The sequence below is a fragment of the Arthrobacter sp. BF1 genome, from assembly GCF_056680215.1.
Genome location: NZ_CM155271.1, coordinates 642382 through 658663, shown reverse-complemented (window position 1 = coordinate 658663; position 16282 = coordinate 642382). Strand labels below are relative to the sequence as shown.

At 66.7% G+C, this 16282-nt stretch carries 10 protein-coding genes and 2 tRNA genes; 9 read left to right on the top strand and 3 right to left on the bottom strand.

Annotated elements, in window-relative coordinates:
- Positions 1 to 19: 19 nt before the first annotated feature.
- Positions 20 to 1996 carry an FAD/NAD(P)-binding protein gene (locus tag AC1MCD_RS03155; RefSeq protein WP_498675787.1) on the bottom strand — a complete coding sequence of 659 codons (1977 nt, stop codon included), beginning with the start codon at positions 1994 to 1996 and terminating at the stop codon, positions 20 to 22.
- 74 nt (positions 1997 to 2070) lie between these two features.
- On the opposite strand from AC1MCD_RS03155, the gene AC1MCD_RS03150 reads away from it, so the two are divergent.
- The 3 genes from AC1MCD_RS03150 (at position 2071) to AC1MCD_RS03140 (ending at position 6374) form a co-directional block, all read left to right on the top strand.
- A complete protein-coding gene (locus tag AC1MCD_RS03150; protein ID WP_498675785.1) occupies positions 2071 to 4389 on the top strand; it encodes a prolyl oligopeptidase family serine peptidase in 2319 nt (772 codons plus the stop codon).
- A gap of 235 nt (positions 4390 to 4624) precedes the next feature.
- Positions 4625 to 4712: transfer RNA gene (locus tag AC1MCD_RS03145), tRNA-Ser, on the top strand.
- 165 nt (positions 4713 to 4877) lie between these two features.
- On the top strand, positions 4878 to 6374 hold the full coding sequence (locus AC1MCD_RS03140) for an MFS transporter (protein ID WP_498675783.1): 1497 nt from the start codon (positions 4878 to 4880) through the stop codon (positions 6372 to 6374).
- Here AC1MCD_RS03140 and AC1MCD_RS03135 read toward each other — a convergent pair.
- Entirely contained in the window at positions 6298 to 8478 is a 2181-nt protein-coding gene (locus tag AC1MCD_RS03135; protein WP_498675781.1) for a RecQ family ATP-dependent DNA helicase, read from the bottom strand. The genes AC1MCD_RS03140 and AC1MCD_RS03135 overlap by 77 nt on opposite strands.
- 162 nt (positions 8479 to 8640) lie before the next feature.
- On the opposite strand from AC1MCD_RS03135, the gene AC1MCD_RS03130 reads away from it, so the two are divergent.
- From AC1MCD_RS03130 to AC1MCD_RS03115, 4 genes are all read left to right on the top strand, one after another.
- On the top strand, positions 8641 to 10059 hold the full coding sequence (locus AC1MCD_RS03130) for a phosphomannomutase/phosphoglucomutase (protein ID WP_498675779.1): 1419 nt from the start codon (positions 8641 to 8643) through the stop codon (positions 10057 to 10059).
- 46 nt (positions 10060 to 10105) lie between these two features.
- Positions 10106 to 10564 (top strand): hypothetical protein, encoded by a 459-nt coding sequence (locus tag AC1MCD_RS03125; RefSeq protein ID WP_498678140.1) that lies wholly within the window; start codon positions 10106 to 10108, stop codon positions 10562 to 10564.
- Between the two features lie 16 nt (positions 10565 to 10580).
- Positions 10581 to 11054, top strand: coding sequence for an RrF2 family transcriptional regulator (locus tag AC1MCD_RS03120; protein WP_498675777.1), 474 nt, complete (start codon positions 10581 to 10583; stop codon positions 11052 to 11054).
- Positions 11055 to 11227: 173 nt separating this feature from the next.
- Entirely contained in the window at positions 11228 to 12388 is a 1161-nt protein-coding gene (locus AC1MCD_RS03115; protein WP_498675775.1) for a globin domain-containing protein, read from the top strand.
- A gap of 136 nt (positions 12389 to 12524) precedes the next feature.
- On the opposite strand, the gene AC1MCD_RS03110 is transcribed toward AC1MCD_RS03115, so the two are convergent.
- Positions 12525 to 14357, bottom strand: coding sequence for a phosphoenolpyruvate carboxykinase (GTP) (locus AC1MCD_RS03110; RefSeq protein ID WP_498678138.1), 1833 nt, complete (start codon positions 14355 to 14357; stop codon positions 12525 to 12527).
- A 275-nt stretch (positions 14358 to 14632) separates the two neighbouring features.
- On the opposite strand from AC1MCD_RS03110, the gene AC1MCD_RS03105 reads away from it, so the two are divergent.
- A tRNA-Arg gene (locus tag AC1MCD_RS03105) sits at positions 14633 to 14706 on the top strand.
- 106 nt (positions 14707 to 14812) lie between these two features.
- Positions 14813 to 16282 (top strand): dihydrolipoyl dehydrogenase family protein, encoded by a 1470-nt coding sequence (locus tag AC1MCD_RS03100; RefSeq protein WP_498675773.1) that lies wholly within the window; start codon positions 14813 to 14815, stop codon positions 16280 to 16282.

The window sequence follows — 16282 nt, the reverse complement described above, 5'->3', positions numbered from 1 at the left end:
CCCCGCGTTGGTTTAAGCCTCAGACGCCCAGGACGGCCTGCGCGATTTCGTCGGCGTCGCGGAGGGTCCGCTGACCGCTGGCATAGGCGGGTCCGCCGGGCTGCGCCGCTTCCGCGGCAATGGCCGTGCCCCACTGGGCGGCGGAAAGCTGAAGGCCCAGGACGTACAGCCCGTCAGTTACGGAGCCGTTGGCCGCAACGGGACGGTAGGGATGTGGCCTGACGTCCAGGCCGGTCGCCTCTACCGGCGCACCTTCCGCCGTCATCATCAGCCTGGGACGCACCATCCCGTCGTCGAGGAGCTGCTGCAGGAGCGGTGAATCGTTGGCAGCAACCCGGTTTGCGGGCGCCAGGGCCTCGACCATCGTTGTGGCCGTTACCGGCGGACTGCCAACCCACGGCGAGACGGCAGTGAACCGGCGTGCCCGGCGGTCCACGCTGAACCGGGGGTCGGGGCCCACAAAGCTGACCACTCCCGCGCGCGCCAGCGCGGCCAGCTGCTCGGCACGCAGGGCAGGGGGTCCGCTGGCCAGGCCCTCCACAAAGGACTCAAACCAGCCACGAAGGCCGGCGACCCAGGACTCATCGGTGATGCCGCCGTCGGCCACTGCCGTCTTCAGCACCGCGCGCCCGCGATGGAGCGCCCCGATAGCCATCTTGACCGGGTCCTCCTCACCGAGCGCAGAGCGGCGGGCGTCGTCCTGGAGGTAATCGACGACGGCGGCATCCAGTTCCGCACGGGATGCGAACGAACGGCCTGCCAGCGGGGAGGCAAGGCCCAGCAGGTCCAGCCGGTGACGCGGCCCGACATGAACGGCCAGCACGCTCTCCACGGCGTCTTCCCAGTTGGTTGAGCTGTGGGCGTGCGGCCGCATGGCCTCATCCAGGGCAGCCAGGAACGCCGGCGCATCCGGGACGGCGCCCGGCTGCGAGCGCACCAGGGTGGAGTAGTAGGCCCAGAGCGTGTCGCGGTGCAGGAGCGGCCAAAGGTCGTGATCGAACCCCGGGAGGATTCCGGCGGCTGCGAACCGTTCCAGCGCGGCCTCAGTAAGGTACCGCAACGTGACCGACGACGGGTAGTAGCCGTCCAGCGCGGCTTTGGCACGGTAGGGGGTACCCCTGCGGGAGGCGGCAACGATCAGGGGTTCCTTGCCTGAGGGCTGGTACTCAAGCCGGGCGCCGGCGTCGATGAACTTACCGCCCCGGCCCTCGGTGAGCTGGCCCATGGCGTCGAAGAAGTTCAGGCCCATGCCGCGGACCAGGACAGGTTCCCCGGCCGGAATCGCGGACCAGTCCACGTCGGCGGGCACGGCCGGCGGGAAGTACCGCAGGCCCAGCTGCCCGGCCGACGACTGGAGTTCACGCTGCTCGAGGTTGAGCCTGGACGGGATATGCCCGAGGGCGAGGACCACGGAGTCGACCGTGAGCGAACCGCCGGCGGCGAGCCCGACGTCGAACGGGCCGCTGTCCGCCGGCCCGGCGTCTGCCGTTCCCTCGCCCGGTCCCTTCGCGTTTTCCGCGGGGCGCACCGACACTGCGTCCGTTTCGTGGAAGCCGACGCTGACGCCGTCGGGCAGCCTTGTGAGCAGGTCCTCCACGGTGCAGCGCAGGTAGCGGCCGTAGAGTGCGCGGCTCGGAAAGTCACGGGATTCGAGGGCGGCCAGCTCGGCCAGCTCGTCCGGCGTCAGGGCGGGCGACGGGTCATTCTGCTGGTGGGCGCGCCAGCGGTCGAACGTGGTGCCGGCCAGGGGCGCGGCGAGCCGGGGTTCCTCAGGAATCACAGTCGGATAGAAAGACTGGGTGTTCATGAGGTACAGCCGGGACTGCCCGGGCTGCCAGACGTGCCCCGGGCCCGCCGGGTAAGGGTCAATGACGTCGATGTGGACGGGCACGGGCCCGGCCAGGGCGGCAGCATGGGCGAGCAGGCGCTCCAGAACGCTGGTACCCCGGGGACCTGCGCCGATGATGGCTACCCGGATGCTCGTCGATTTACCCACGGCATCCAGAGTATCCGCCTGAGCCCCGGCCCCTTGACTTGCTTGCTGGGCGAAGGGTTGTTTGGATGGGGCGCATGACCACCACAGCAGCTGATCAAGCGCCCGGTTCATCGTCCGCTTCCACCCCCTCACACCCCGGAACTACCTCCCCGGCGGTTGCCCCGGAGCCACCTGATGAGAACGTCTGGCTGGAGGAAATCTACGGAGAGGAACCGCTGGCCTGGGTCCGGGAGCAGAACGCCCGCACCGAGGACCTCCTGGAGGACGCGGACTACGCCGCCCTCGAGGGGAGCATTCTCGAAGTGCTGGACTCCACGGACCGGATCGCCATGGTGGGCAAGCGCGGCGAGTGGTACTACAACTTCTGGAAGGACCGGGCGAACCCGAAGGGGCTGTGGCGTCGCACCACGTGGGAGAGCTATCTGACCGATTCCCCCGAGTGGGATGTCCTGTTGGATGTGGACGCGCTGGCCGCCGCCGAAGACGTCGAGTGGGTGTTCCACGGGGCCACGTTCCTGCGCCCGGCTGAGGGGGAACGTTACCGCCAGGCACTGGTGGCGCTGTCCCCTGACGGCGGTGACGCCAACCGCTACCGCGAGTTCGACGTCGACACGCGCACCTTTGTGGACCCTGCCGCCGGCGGTTTTGACCTTCCGACGGCGAAGGGCAACGTCTCGTGGCTGGATGCGGACACCCTGTTGGTCGCCTCCACCGCCGAGGGGCTGCCCCGCACCGCTTCCTCCTATGCCCGGACGGCCGTCACCCTGCACCGCGGCGAAACCCTTGCTGCTGCGCCGCGTTTATTCGAGGTACCCGAAGACCACATGATGGCCGTGGTGGCGCACGATTCCACGCCCGGCTTCGAACGCACCTTCGCCGTGGACTACGCCGACTTCTACAACCGCAGCACCTTCGTCCGGTACGGCGACGAGTGGATCCGGATCGATGCCCCGACTGACGTGAACCTCAGCGTCCACCGCGAGTGGCTCCTGTTCAGGCCACAGCAGGACTGGGTCCTGGACGGTAAGACCTACCCCGCCGGCTCCTTGCTGGCTGCCCGGTTCGACGACTACCTCGCCGGGTCGCGGGAGCTGTTGGTGCTGTTCGCCCCGGACGCGCACACGTCGCTGCAGTCCTGGAGCTGGACGCGGAACTTCCTGCTGCTGAACCTCCTGCGCGACGTCTCGTCCGAAATCCGGGTGCTGGATCCTGCCGCGCCGTCCGCTTCCGGGCCCGCTGACGCTGATGGTTCTGCTTCTGCCGGTTCTGCTTCCGGCGCCTGGGCTTCCTCCCTGCTGGACGCCTGCCCGCCGCTGCACGACGTCAACGCCTACGCGGTGGACGATGAAGATGAAGGCCCGGCCGACGGCGGTGCGGGCGACGACTTCTGGCTGGTCGCCACCGGCTTCACCACGCCCAGCACCCTGATGCGCGGAACGCTGGAGCGGGCTGTTTCCGGGGGCGGCGGCGAGGCGGCCGCTGCTTCCGGAAGTGCCGGTGTGGTGAGCCGGCACGCCCAAGCGAAGGCGTCGCCGTCGTTCTTTGATGACGCCAGCTACGAAGTGCAGCAGCACTTCGCCGTGTCCGCGGACGGCACGCGCGTTCCCTACTTCCAGGTGGCCGCCCGCGGCCTGGTCCTGGATGGCCAGAACCCGACGCAGCTCTCCGGGTATGGCGGCTTTGAAGTCTCCCGCACCCCGGCCTACAGCGGGACCGTGGGCAGGGCCTGGCTGGAGCGGAGGACTACCACTACCGGCGCCGCAGGCGAGACGCAGCACTCCCGCGGCGGTGTCTATGTAGTGGCCAACATCCGCGGCGGCGGCGAATACGGACCGGGCTGGCACCGGGCCGCCTTGAAGGAGAACCGGCACCGGGCCTTCGAGGACTTCGCGGCCGTGGCCCGGCACCTCGTTTCCCGCGGCGTGACCTCGAGGGAGCGGCTTGGCTGTGTGGGCGGGTCCAACGGCGGGCTGCTGGTGGGCAACATGCTCACGAGTTACCCGGAGCTGTTTGGGGCAGTTTCCTGTGGCGTCCCGCTGTTGGACATGCGGCGCTACACCAAACTCTCCGCCGGGCACTCGTGGATCGCAGAATACGGTGACCCGGACGTGCCGGCGGAATGGGAGTACATCAGGACATTTTCGCCGTACCACTTGCTCAAGGACGGCGTGGAGTACCCCGAAACGTTCATCTGGACTGCCACGTCCGACGATAGGGTGGGCCCCGTCCAGGCCAGGAAGATGGCCGCCCGCATGGAGGCCATGGGCATCCGGAACGTCTGGTTCCACGAGGCGCTGGAGGGTGGCCACGCCGGCGCGTCGGATAACCGGCAGGCCGCCGCGCTCCAGGCGCGGAGCCAGCACTTCCTGTGGCGTGCCCTGGCTGGCGGCTGATGTCCGGGTTGTCGGTGCGCCGGGCAGTACCTGCAGACGTGGAACGGCTGGCCGACGTTCACATCCGCTGCTGGCAGGGGACGAACCGCGGCATGCTGTCCCGCCGGTCCACAGCAACGCGGGGTCACTTTACGCCCGATAACCAGCCTTTTATTGGCGTGGAGTGACCCCGCGGTGGCCGTTTTGCGCTCAGTGGCCGGTTCTGCGTATCCTTGGTGGGCTAGGAATAGCAATTGGAGACGTGCCAGAGCGGCCGAATGGGCTTCACTGCTAATGAAGTGTGGGGCACAACTCCACCGGGGGTTCAAATCCCCCCGTCTCCGCGTTTGGCCCCGGTCCTGGACCGGGGCCTTTTGCGTACCCAGACTCGTGCGCCTCCGCCCCCTCTCCCCCATGTAGGTAGCAGCACATGCTCTTATGAGCCGTCATTACGACATGTGCTGCTACCTACATGGGCCCGTGCGAGCCGACGGTGGCAGGATGGTGGAATGCCATTAAGCAGCGCCCCGACCGCCGAGACCGGCACAAGCCCCGCGTGGAATCCCCGGCTGGCGCTGTTGGTTGCCGCCACGTTCTTTATGGAATTCCTCGACGGCACCATCCTCACCACAGCCATCCCCAACATCGCAACCGACTTTGGCGTGCCCGCCGCCGACGTGAACATCACCATGACCGCTTACCTCATGACCGTGGCGATGGGAATCCCCTTGAGCGGTTGGCTCGCCGAACGGGTCGGTGCCCGGAAGGTCTTCTGCCTGGCGATCACTCTCTTTACCCTCGCGTCCCTGGCCTGCGCGCTGAGCCCCGACCTGACCGTGCTGACCATCAGCCGGATCGCGCAGGGCGCCGGCGGGGCCATGATGGTTCCGGTGGGTACGCTCCTGGTGCTCCGAGGCACACCCAAATCCGAACTGCTGCGGGCAACGGCCTTCCTGGTGTGGCCGGCACTGCTGGCACCGGTGCTCGCTCCGCTCGTGGGCGGCGCGCTGACCACGTATCTCTCCTGGCACTGGATCTTCCTCATCAACCTGCCGCTTGGGGCAGCCGCCTTCATCACGGCGCTGAAGATTGTGCCAGCCGTTTCCGGCGATCCACACCGCAGACTGGACTGGCTGGGGCTGGTCCTGACCACCGCGGGAGTGGGAGCCCTGGTAGTTGGCTTGGAGCTGGCAACGGCACATCCCGACGGTCCGTGGGCCGCAATCTCGGCTGTGGCCGGGCTGGCTGCCCTCGCCTGCGCGGTGCTGTGGATGCGACGAGCCAAACACCCGCTCTTTGATCTGTCGGTATTTCGTACCCGGACTTTTCGGGCGATGGCCACCGGCGGGTTTGTTTACCGCCTGACCATCAGCTCCGTTCCTTTCCTGCTGCCGCTGATGTTCCAGACCGGCTTCGGTTGGTCACCACTGCACGCGGGCATCATGGTGGCCGCTGTGTTCATCGGCAATATCGGCATCAAACCGGCCACCACGCCACTGATCCGCCGTTTTGGTTTCCGGGCCATGCTGGTCCTGGGCTCCTTGGCGTCCGCCGTGACCTTCGCGCTATGCGCCCTGCTTACCCCGGACACCCCACAGGCCCTGATCTTCGCCCTGCTGGTCTGCAGCGGGGCCTTCCGCTCCATCGGGTTCTCTGCGTACGCCTCTGTGCAGTATGCGGACATCGTGCCTGCCCAGCTCACGTCGGCCAACTCAGTGTCCGCGACGCTGGTTCAGCTGGCCGCCGGCTCCGGTATCGCCGTTGGGGCGCTGCTGATCCGCGTCTTTGACGGTGTGACGGTCTTTGATGCGGATGCGGCCGGTCCGTTCCGTGGTGCGTTCCTGACCATGGCGGTCCTCATGCTCTTCAGCACCGCAGACAGCCTGTCCCTGCACCGGCACGCCGGCGCAGAAGTAAGCCGTCCCGAGGTCAGCCCGCCTGACCAAGCACCAGCGGAAGAACAGCCCCCGCCCCGGCCTGGCGCAGGGCACGTCCGGCCACGGTGAGGCTCCACCGGCTGTCCACCAGATCGTCGATCAGCATCACGCCCTGGCCACGCAATGACGCCATGGCCGCCTCCAGCTCGGGCCCCACCACCAGCCGGTCCCAGACCCCCGCCAGCCGGTAGGCGCTGTTGCCGCCGCGGCTTCCCGTAGGTCCGCCGTGGCCAAGGGACAGCTCGCCAAGGTACGGCATCCGGCCGATTTCCGAGATCCCCTGCGCGAGGGACCGGACCAGTTCGGGCTTGCTCCGGGAGGGCATGCTGACGATCCCAGCCGGCCTGCCCGCACCGCTCCAGCCCGGGTTGCGGCTATCGCCGGTTGCCCATTCGCGCAGCACCTGGACACAGGCCTGCAGCAGGGCTGGATCCACCGGACGGTCCGGGGCCCCGGCGGCGAAAAGTTCCCGCAGCGCACCGCCCCAACCCAAGTCAGTCAGCCTCGCCAGGATGCGGCCGTTGGCCATTCCTTCGTCCGCCTTGATCTTGCCCTTGACCGGAACGCCCAGGCGATCCATGCCGCTGGGCCACTGCAGCCGCGCCTCCAGGACGCCGCCGGCCCGGCTCAGTGTCTGGCCTGCGGCAGCCGTGGCGTCAGCGGCAATGTCCGCCGGGAACCAACGGCCCGCGCAGTTGTCGCACCGCCCGCAGGCGTGCGCCGTCTCGTCGTCAAGGACCGACGTAATGTACTCCATCCGGCACCCCGCAGTGTCCTGGTAAATCACCATGGAGTCCTGCTCATCCACCCGGGCCTCCGCGATCCGGCTGTAGCGCTCGGCGTCATACACCCAAGGCATGCCCGTGGAACGCCATCCGCCGCCGACACGCTCCACCGCGCCATCCACGGCCAACACCTTCAACAGCAGCTCCAGCGGCGTGCGGCGGAGGTCAACGCGTGCTTCCAAGGCAACCGTGGACACCGCGGTGCCGGCCCCAGCCAGGGCGGTCAAAACGGCCGTGGCCTTCTCCTCCGACGGCATGGACGCAGTAGCGAAGTATTGCCAGATATCGCGGTCTTCGGAGCCGGGCAGCAAGAGCACATCGGCGTTCGCCGCGCCACGGCCCGCACGACCCACCTGCTGGTAATAGGCCACCGGGGAGGACGGTGCGCCAAGGTGAACCACGAAGCCCAGGTCCGGCTTGTCGAAGCCCATGCCGAGTGCCGACGTGGCCACCAGCGCCTTGACCTGGTTGTCCTTAAGCAGCTGCTCGGCACGCTCCCGGTCCGCGGGATCGGTCCGGCCTGTGTAGGCCTGTACCTCGTGGCCTGCTTCGGCGAGGAGCCGCGCCGTGTCCTCCGCAGCCGAAACGGTGAGCGTGTAGATGATCCCGCTGCCCGGCAGATCGGCGAGATGGGTCAGAAGCCAACCCAGGCGTTGACGCGAGTCCGGCAGGGCGAGGACGCCTAACCGGAGTGAATCCCGGCCCAGGGTGCCGCGGATGGTCAGGACACCGGCGCCGAGCTGTTCTTCGATGTCGTGGACCACGCGCGAGTTGGCCGTGGCCGTGGTGGCCAGGACAGGAACCGAGTCCGGCAGCTGGGTGATCAGATCCGCGATGCGCCGGTAATCCGGCCGGAAATCGTGGCCCCAGTCGGAGATGCAGTGGGCCTCGTCAATGACCAACAGGCCAGTGCGCCGGATGAGCTCCGGCAGTTGGTTCTCGCGGAAGGAGGGATTCGTAAGCCTTTCCGGCGATACCAGCAGGACGTCCACTTCGTCAGCGGCAAGCTGTTCCCGCACGGTGTCCCACTCCAGCTGGTTCGCCGAGTTGATGGCCACGGCGCGCACACCGGCGCGGGCGGCGGCGGCCACCTGGTCCCGCATCAGGGCAAGCAGCGGCGAAACGATGAGTGTTGGCCCGGCGCCACGGCGCCGGAGCAGCAGTGACGCCACGAAGTACACAGCCGATTTTCCCCAACCGGTGCGCTGGACCACCAAGGCCCTCCGGCCGCCGTCGACCAGTGCCTCAATCGCTTCAAACTGGCCGTCATGGAACGCTGCTTCCGGATGCCCCACGAGTTCCCGGAGGACCTCCAGTGCCTGGATCTTGGTGGTGGACGGCGAATCGGGGGAAGCGGAAAGAAGGGCGGCGTTCTGGGTATCGACCATTGATTCAGTATCCCAGCACCCACCGACGCCCAGATCCCCTGATTTCCTTATGTGGACAACACCACATGTCCGGATGCAGTGACGTGGAGCCCTGCCGTCACGTGGCCCGGCGCTCACTGGTCCTCAACAGGCACCTGTGCACTTCAACGTAAGATAAGACCCGTGACTAGCGAACAGACAAAGACTTTTGACCTCTCGGCATCCTTCAAGGCCTACGACGTCCGGGGCATCGTGGGCGAATCCATCACCGCCGAAATCGTCGAAGCCGTAGGTGCCGCGTTCGTCGATGTCCTCGAACTCGAAGGACAGACCGTCCTGGTGGGCGGCGACATGCGCCCCTCCTCCCCCGAGTTCGCCAAGGCCTTTGCCGACGGCGCCGCCACCCGGGGCGCCAACGTTCAGCTCCTTGACCTCATCTCCACCGATGAGCTCTACTACGCTTGCGGCTCCCTCAACGCGGCGGGTGCCACCTTTACCGCGAGCCACAACCCCGCCGAGTACAACGGCATCAAGATGGCCAAGGCCGGCGCACAGCCCATCTCCTCCGAATCGGGACTCAAGGAGATCCAGGCCCTCGCAGAGGAGTACCTGAACACCGGCCACATCCCTGCCGCCGCCACGCGCGGCCGGATCGGCGTGCACGATGTCCTGAAGGGCTACTCGGAGTATCTCCGCGGGCTGGTGGACCTGTCCGGCTCCCGTCCGCTCAAGGTTGTAGTGGATGCAGGCAACGGCATGGCCGGCCTCACCACCCCCGCGGTCCTGGGCGACGCCCTCCTGCCGAAGCTGCCGTTCGACATCATTCCCCTCTACTTTGAGCTGGACGGTTCGTTCCCCAACCACCCGGCGAACCCCCTGGAGCCGGAGAACCTCCGCGACCTGCAGGCCGCGGTCATCAAACACGGCGCCGATATCGGCCTGGCCTTCGACGGCGATGCTGACCGCTGCTTCGTCATCGACGAAAAGGGCGAACCCGTATCGCCGTCGGCCATTACCGGCATGGTGGCGCGCCGCGAAATCGCCCGCGCCCAGGCGCAGGGCGAGGTGACGCCCACCATCATCCACAACCTGCTCACCTCGCGCGCGGTGCCGGAACTGGTGGCGAACGACGGCGGCCGCGCAGTCCGCACCCGCGTGGGCCACTCCTTCATCAAGGCAGTCATGGCCGAGGAAGGTGCCGTCTTCGGCGGCGAGCACTCCGCGCACTTCTACTTCCGCGACTTCTGGAACGCAGACACCGGAATGCTGGCGGCAATGCACGTGCTTGCGGCGCTGGGCGAGCAGAACGGCCCGCTGTCCGAACTCGGCCGGGAGTACGAGCCCTACGTCTCCTCCGGTGAAATCAACTCCGAAATCGAGGACAAGGCCGGAGCCGTGGACCGGGTCAAGGCAGATTTTGCTGCTGAGGACATCATCGTGGACAGCATGGACGGAAGCACGTTCACGGCCAATGACGGAAGCTACTGGTTCAACCTGCGCCCGTCCAACACTGAGCCGTTCCTCCGGCTTAACGTGGAGGCCACGGACCGGCAGCTGATGGAACGCGTGCGCGACCGCGTGCTGGCCAATGTCCGGCGCTAAACCCCCGGCGCCCCGCGAAGCTGCCCACGAAGCCGCGGGCAGCCAGATGGCGCCGTCATGGCGGGATTCGGTTCCGGAGGCCAGCGCCGCAGATCTTGAGAACCTGATGGGCACCGGACTTGGCGCCGCCCAGGAACAGCTCCAGCGCAACGGCGGGTTCCTGCCGTTCGCGCTGGTGGTGGAGAACGACGGCGAGGTCCGGCTCATGGCCGTTACCCCGGCGGATGCCGCGGCAGGCTCGGACGGCGACTTCGACGCCGATGCAATGATCAGCGACCTCACTGAACTGCTCCGCCAACACCGGGCTGATTTCCGCGCCGCCGCGGTGGTCTGCGACATCACGCTGGTCGAGGAGGATTCGGACGCCATCCACGTTGCCGCGGAGCACCGCGACGGGTCGGTCTTCGCCGCCGTCCTCCCGTACGCTGCCACCCCGGCCAGCGGCGAATTGGACTTTGGCCAGCTCGCCGCCGACACCAACGAGCCCGCCATCTGGGTGGACTAGACCGCGGCGGATGGTCATGAAAATCAATGCCTTCGCCGACGTCAGCCTCCGGGCGCTGATGGTCCTGGCCGCTGCCCCGGAGGCCACCCTCCTCACCACGCAGAACATTGCCGATGCTGTGGCCACGCCTTACAACCATGTCAGCAAGGCCATGGCCAAGCTGCGGGCCCTTGGCCTGATCGACGTGGAACGGGGCAGGAGCGGCGGCTCGCGGCTCAGCTCGGCCGGCCGCCTGGTCACGGTGGGCCAGGTCCTGCGGGCGCTGAACACGCGCACCGACGCCGCCGACTGCGTGTCCCCAAACGGCAACTGCCCGCTGATTAATGAATGCAGGCTCCGCGCCGCCCTGGCCCGCGCCCGCGAGGCCTTCTACCGGGAACTGGACACGGTGGTCGTGGCCGATCTGCCCGGATCCAGGCAGATGGCCCCCGTCTTCCAGATGATCGGCCTGCGCCCCGGCCTCCAAACCGAGATCGTGCCCGCGCTGTAGCCGGCCTTCCATGGCTAGGCCCGGGGCCTCATTCCGGAGCAAACCGGCACATGACGCCCGATTTGATTTCACATTTCTACAGGGTGTAGAACTTGAGGTATCAATACAGGCATTTCAAATGCACGTATTATCTGACCGGGCGAAGGCCCCGGTCACCTATCTCAGGAGTACAAATGCTCTCGGACAAAGCCCGCCCCGTCATTGAGGCCACCCTGCCGCTGGTCGGTTCGCGGATCGGCGCCATCACCCCCAAGTTTTATGCCCGTCTGTTCGCTGCCCACCCCGAACTGCTCGACGGCCTGTTCAGCCGCTCCAATCAGCGCTCTGGCGACCAGCAACAGGCCCTCGCCGGAAGCATCGCCGCTTTCGCCACGCACCTGGTCAACAATCCGGGCACGCTGCCCGAAACCGTCCTCTCCAGGATCGCCCACCGGCACGCCTCCCTCGGCATCACCGAGCCCCAGTACCAGGTGGTCTATGAGCACCTCTTCGCAGCCCTTGCAGAGGACCTTGCGGAGGTCATCACGCCGGAAATCGCCGAGGCCTGGACCGAGGTGTACTGGCTGATGGCAGATGCCCTGATCAAGCTGGAAAAGGGCCTCTACGCCGCGCAGGCGAACGGCAAGATGTGGGCTCCCTGGCGGGTAGCCGCCAAGGCTGTGGCCGGCGCCGGCTCCATGACCTTCACGCTCGAACCCGCGGACGACACCCCCATCACCCCGGCACTGCCGGGCCAGTATGTCAGCGTCAAGGTGGTCCTGCCGGACGGCCTTCGGCAGGTGCGGCAGTACTCACTGTCCGGCGAGGCCGGTACCAGCCGCAGTTTCACCACCAAGCTTGACGACGGCGGCGAGGTCTCCCCCGTGCTCCACAACAGCGTTAAGGTGGGCGACGTCCTGGACATCTCCAACCCCTACGGCGAGATCACCCTCAAAGAGGGCGACGGCCCGGTGGTCTTGGCCTCGGCCGGCATTGGCTGCACTCCCACCGCATCCATCCTGCGCTCCCTCGCCGAAGCCGGTTCGGAGCGGCAAGTCCTGGTACTGCACGCGGAAAGCACCCTGGATAGTTGGGCGCTGCGCGGCCAGATGACGGACGACGTCGAACGCCTGGACGGTGCCGAGCTGCAGCTGTGGCTGGAGCAGCCGGTGGAGGGCACCAAGGAAGGCTTTATGTCCCTGCGCGAGGTGGATCTCCCGGCGAATGCCTCGCTCTACCTGTGCGGCCCGCTGCCTTTCATGAAGAACATTCGCAACGAGGCGATCAACGCGGGCATTCCGGCCACGTCCATCCACTACGAGGTCTTCGGCCCGGACATCTGGCTCGCCAGCTAAATCCATTGCTCCGTACGTGTCGCTTTGAGGGTTGAAAACGACGAGTACGGAGCACTCGATGACGACGGCGGCCCCGCACCTTATCGAAAAGGTGCGGGGGCGCCGTCGTTATGAATTTACAATTCCCAGCTAACGGCTAGTGAGCCGCCATGCGTTCCTTCAGGGCGTCGAGCTCGGCGCGCAGGGCCTCCGGAAGGGAGTCACCGAATTTCGCGTACCACTCCTCGATCGAGGCCAGCTCGGCATCCCACTCCTCGCGGTCGACGCGTACAGCATCTTCCACATGGGCGTGGGTGAGGTCCAGGCCGGTGAGGTCCAGCGAGTGGCCCGCCGGGACGAAACCGATGGGTGTTTCGATGGCGTCAGCCTTACCCTCGAGGCGCTCGATGGCCCACTTGAGAACGCGGGCATTGTCGCCAAAGCCCGGCCATGCGAAACCGCCGTCGGCCGTGCGGCGGAACCAGTTGACCAGGAAGATGTGCGGGAGACGCTCCGGGTTGGCTTTGCCCGAGACACTGATCCAGTGCTTCATGTAGTCGCCGGCGTCGTAGCCGATGAACGGCAGCATGGCCATCGGGTCGCGGCGGAGCACACCGACCTGGCCGGCAGCGGCAGCCGTGGTCTCCGAGGAGAGCGTGGAGCCCATGAAGATGCCGTTGGTCCAGCTGCGGGCCTGGGTGACCAGGGGAACCGTGGTCTTGCGTCGGCCGCCGAAGAGGATGGCCGAGAGCTCTACCCCGTCGGGGCTGTAGTACTCCTCAGCCAGCATGTCGATCTGTGAGATCGGCGTGCAGAAGCGTGAGTTCGGATGGGCGGCGGGCTGGTCCGAATCCGGGGTCCACGAGTTGCCCTGCCAATCCGTCAGGTGCGCGGGGACCTCGTCGGTCATGCCTTCCCACCACACGCCGCCGTCGTCCGTGAGGGCGACGTTGGTGAAGATGCTGTGGCCCTTGGCGATGGCGCGCATGGCGTTGGGGTTGGTCCCCCAGCCGGTGCCCGGTGCTACGCCGAAAAGGCCCGCCTCCGGGTTGGTGGCGCGCAGCTCGCCTTCCTTGCCGATCCGCATCCAGGTGATGTCGTCGCCCAGGGTTTCGACTTTCCAGCCTTCGATGGTGGGGTCCAGCAGAGCGAGGTTGGTCTTGCCGCAGGCGGAGGGGAAGGCCGCGGAGATGTAGTAGTTCTTCTTCTCCGGCGAGGTGAGCTTAAGGATGAGCATGTGCTCGGCCAGCCAGCCTTCGTCGCGGGCCATCACGGAAGCGATGCGCAGGGCGTAGCACTTCTTGCCCAGCAGTGCGTTTCCGCCGTAGCCGGAGCCAAAGGACCAGATGGAGCGCTCCTCGGGGAAGTGCACGATCCACTTGTCCGGGTTGCACGGCCATGGCACATCGGCCTGGCCCGCTTCGAGCGGCGCGCCCAAGGAGTGCAGGGCCGGTACAAAGAATGCGTTCGTCGAGGTGATCTTGTCCAGCACCTCGGTGCCGATGTTGGCCATGATGCGCATGGAAGCGACTACGTACGCACTGTCGGTGATCTCGACGCCGAACTTGGGATCCTCGGCGTCGAGGTGGCCCATCACGAACGGGATGACGTACATGGTGCGGCCGCGCATGGAGCCGGCGAAGAGTCCGCGCAGCTTCTGCTTCATCTCGGCCGGAGCCATCCAGTTGTTGGTGAAGCCGGCGTCGCGTTCCTTCTCGGAGCAGATGAAGGTCTGCTCCTCAACCCGGGCTACGTCGGCCGGATCAGAGAATGCCGCGAAGGAATTGGGGAAAGTCTCCGGGTTCAGCCGCGTCAGGGTGCCGGCCGCGACGAGCTCGTCGGTGAGACGAGTGTTCTCCTCCTCGGATCCGTCAACCCAGTAGATGCGGTCCGGCTGAGTAAGTTCTGCAACCTCGTCGACCCATGCCAGCAGTGCGGCATGCGTGGTGGGTGCTTTTTCAAGCAACGGTTTCTGCGCCAGATCGCCCATTACGGTTCCCTTCCTCGGGTTCATCGGTGTGTCCTAAATGTTATTGGCCGCCTCGGGGTCACTGGCGATGTCCGTTATGCACGTTTCTGCTCCTTTGGGATGGAAACCGCGCAAATTCAAGGAATACCTGTCCAAATCGATGGAATTAAGTGACAAAGGTCACGTAGACCGGTCTAGTCAGCTATATTACATGGCTCCCGATTTGGCACGAGGGCCCAGCCTCGCGTAAAGTAATTCGAGGTTCGGGGAGCGAGATACTCCGCGAAACAGAATATGCGCCCATAGCTCAGCTGGATAGAGCGTCTGTCTACGGAACAGAAGGCCGGGGGTTCGAATCCCTCTGGGCGCACAGAATAAAGGTCCGCACCGGTTCGCCGGCGCGGACCTTTTGCTTTAACGGCTTGGCAGCCCACCGGCCCTGCCCCACCGTCGGGGGCCGGGCGTAGGCTGGAGAAATGACGCCCCCAACCGTTGAACGGGAATTTGATGTCGTAATCATTGGCGCGGGCGCCGTGGGCGAAAACGTTGCGGACAGGGCAGTCCAGGGTGGACTCACCGTGGTGGTGATCGAGGCCGAACTGGTGGGCGGCGAATGTTCCTACTGGGCCTGCATGCCGTCCAAAGCGCTGCTCCGTTCAGGCACGGCCCTTCACGGTGCGCAGACCGTGCCAGGCGCGGAGGAAGCGGTCACCCGCACGCTGGACGCTGCGGCAGTACTCAAGCGCCGCGACTATTTCACCGCCAACTGGCAGGACGACGGCGCCGTGAAATGGCTGGACGACACCGGCATCGAACTCATCCGCGGTCGCGGCCGGCTCACCGGGCTCCGCGCGGTGGAAGTAGCCGGGCTGGATGGCAACACCTACCAGCTCAAGGCCCGTCACGCCGTTGTACTGGCCACCGGCTCCACCCCGAACAAACCGCCCATCAAAGGACTGGCAGAAGTGAAGGTCTGGGGCACCCGGGAGGCCACGTCGGCCAAGGAAATCCCGGAACGGCTGGCCGTCCTCGGCGGCGGCGTGGCCGGCGCCGAACTGGCCCAGGCCTTCGCCCGCCTGGGCGCGGAAGTGACGTTGGTGGCGAGGAGCGGGCTCCTGGGCAGCTTCCCGGCCGAAGCCAGCAGCCTCGTGGCCGCGGGACTTCGGGCGGACGGAGTGGAGATTCGCCTCGGCACGTCCACGGATAGCATCCACGAGAACGACGACGGCACCTTCACCCTGAGCCTGCGTGACCGGACAGCCGGCGAGCAGAGCACCGTGACAGCGGACAAGGTCCTGGTCTCCACCGGCAGGCATCCGGCCCTAGGAGGCCTGGGCCTGGAAAGCATGGGCTTCGAGGCCCAGGACGGGCAGCCGCTCCAGCTCGCCACCGACTCCACTGGCCTAGTCCAGGGCTTGGACGGAACGCAGTCCTGGCTCTACGCGGTGGGAGACGCCGCCGGCAAGAACTACTTCACCCACCAGGGCAAATACGAGGCCCGGGCCACCGGTGACGCCATTGCCGCCCGCGCCAAGGGCGAACTGGAGGGCGCTCCGGCAGCCTGGAGCCGCTACGCCCAGACGGCCAACCACCACGCCGTGCCCAGTGTGGTGTTCACCGATCCGGAGCTGGCCGCCGTCGGACGCACGGTGGAGCAGGCAAGGAAGGACGGCTACAACGCCTCGTCCGTGGAGCTGCCCATCGCGGTATCGGGGTCATCGCTGCACTCAGAGCACTACGCCGGCTGGGCGCAACTGGTGGTCGACGAGGATCGCGGGGTCATCTTGGGCGCCACTTTCGCGGGACCGGATGTGGGCGAACTGCTCCATGCCGCCACGATCGCCGTGGTGGGCGAGGTCCCGCTTGACCGGCTGTGGCATGCGGTGCCGTCATTTCCGACGATCAGCGAGGTATGGCTGCGGTTGCTGGAGAAGTACGGCCTGTAG

Excerpts from the sequence above, each read along its gene's own strand:
- AC1MCD_RS03150 (WP_498675785.1), top strand. The coding sequence starts at position 2,071 with ATGACCACCACAGCAGCTGATCAAGCGCCCGGTTCATCGTCCGCTTCC.
- AC1MCD_RS03140 (WP_498675783.1), top strand. The coding sequence starts at position 4,878 with ATGCCATTAAGCAGCGCCCCGACCGCCGAGACCGGCACAAGCCCCGCG.
- AC1MCD_RS03135 (WP_498675781.1), bottom strand. The coding sequence starts at position 8,478 with ATGGTCGATACCCAGAACGCCGCCCTTCTTTCCGCTTCCCCCGATTCG.
- AC1MCD_RS03125 (WP_498678140.1), top strand. The coding sequence starts at position 10,106 with ATGGCGCCGTCATGGCGGGATTCGGTTCCGGAGGCCAGCGCCGCAGAT.
- AC1MCD_RS03120 (WP_498675777.1), top strand. The coding sequence starts at position 10,581 with ATGAAAATCAATGCCTTCGCCGACGTCAGCCTCCGGGCGCTGATGGTC.
- AC1MCD_RS03115 (WP_498675775.1), top strand. The coding sequence starts at position 11,228 with ATGCTCTCGGACAAAGCCCGCCCCGTCATTGAGGCCACCCTGCCGCTG.
- AC1MCD_RS03110 (WP_498678138.1), bottom strand. The coding sequence starts at position 14,357 with ATGGGCGATCTGGCGCAGAAACCGTTGCTTGAAAAAGCACCCACCACG.
- AC1MCD_RS03100 (WP_498675773.1), top strand. The coding sequence starts at position 14,813 with ATGACGCCCCCAACCGTTGAACGGGAATTTGATGTCGTAATCATTGGC.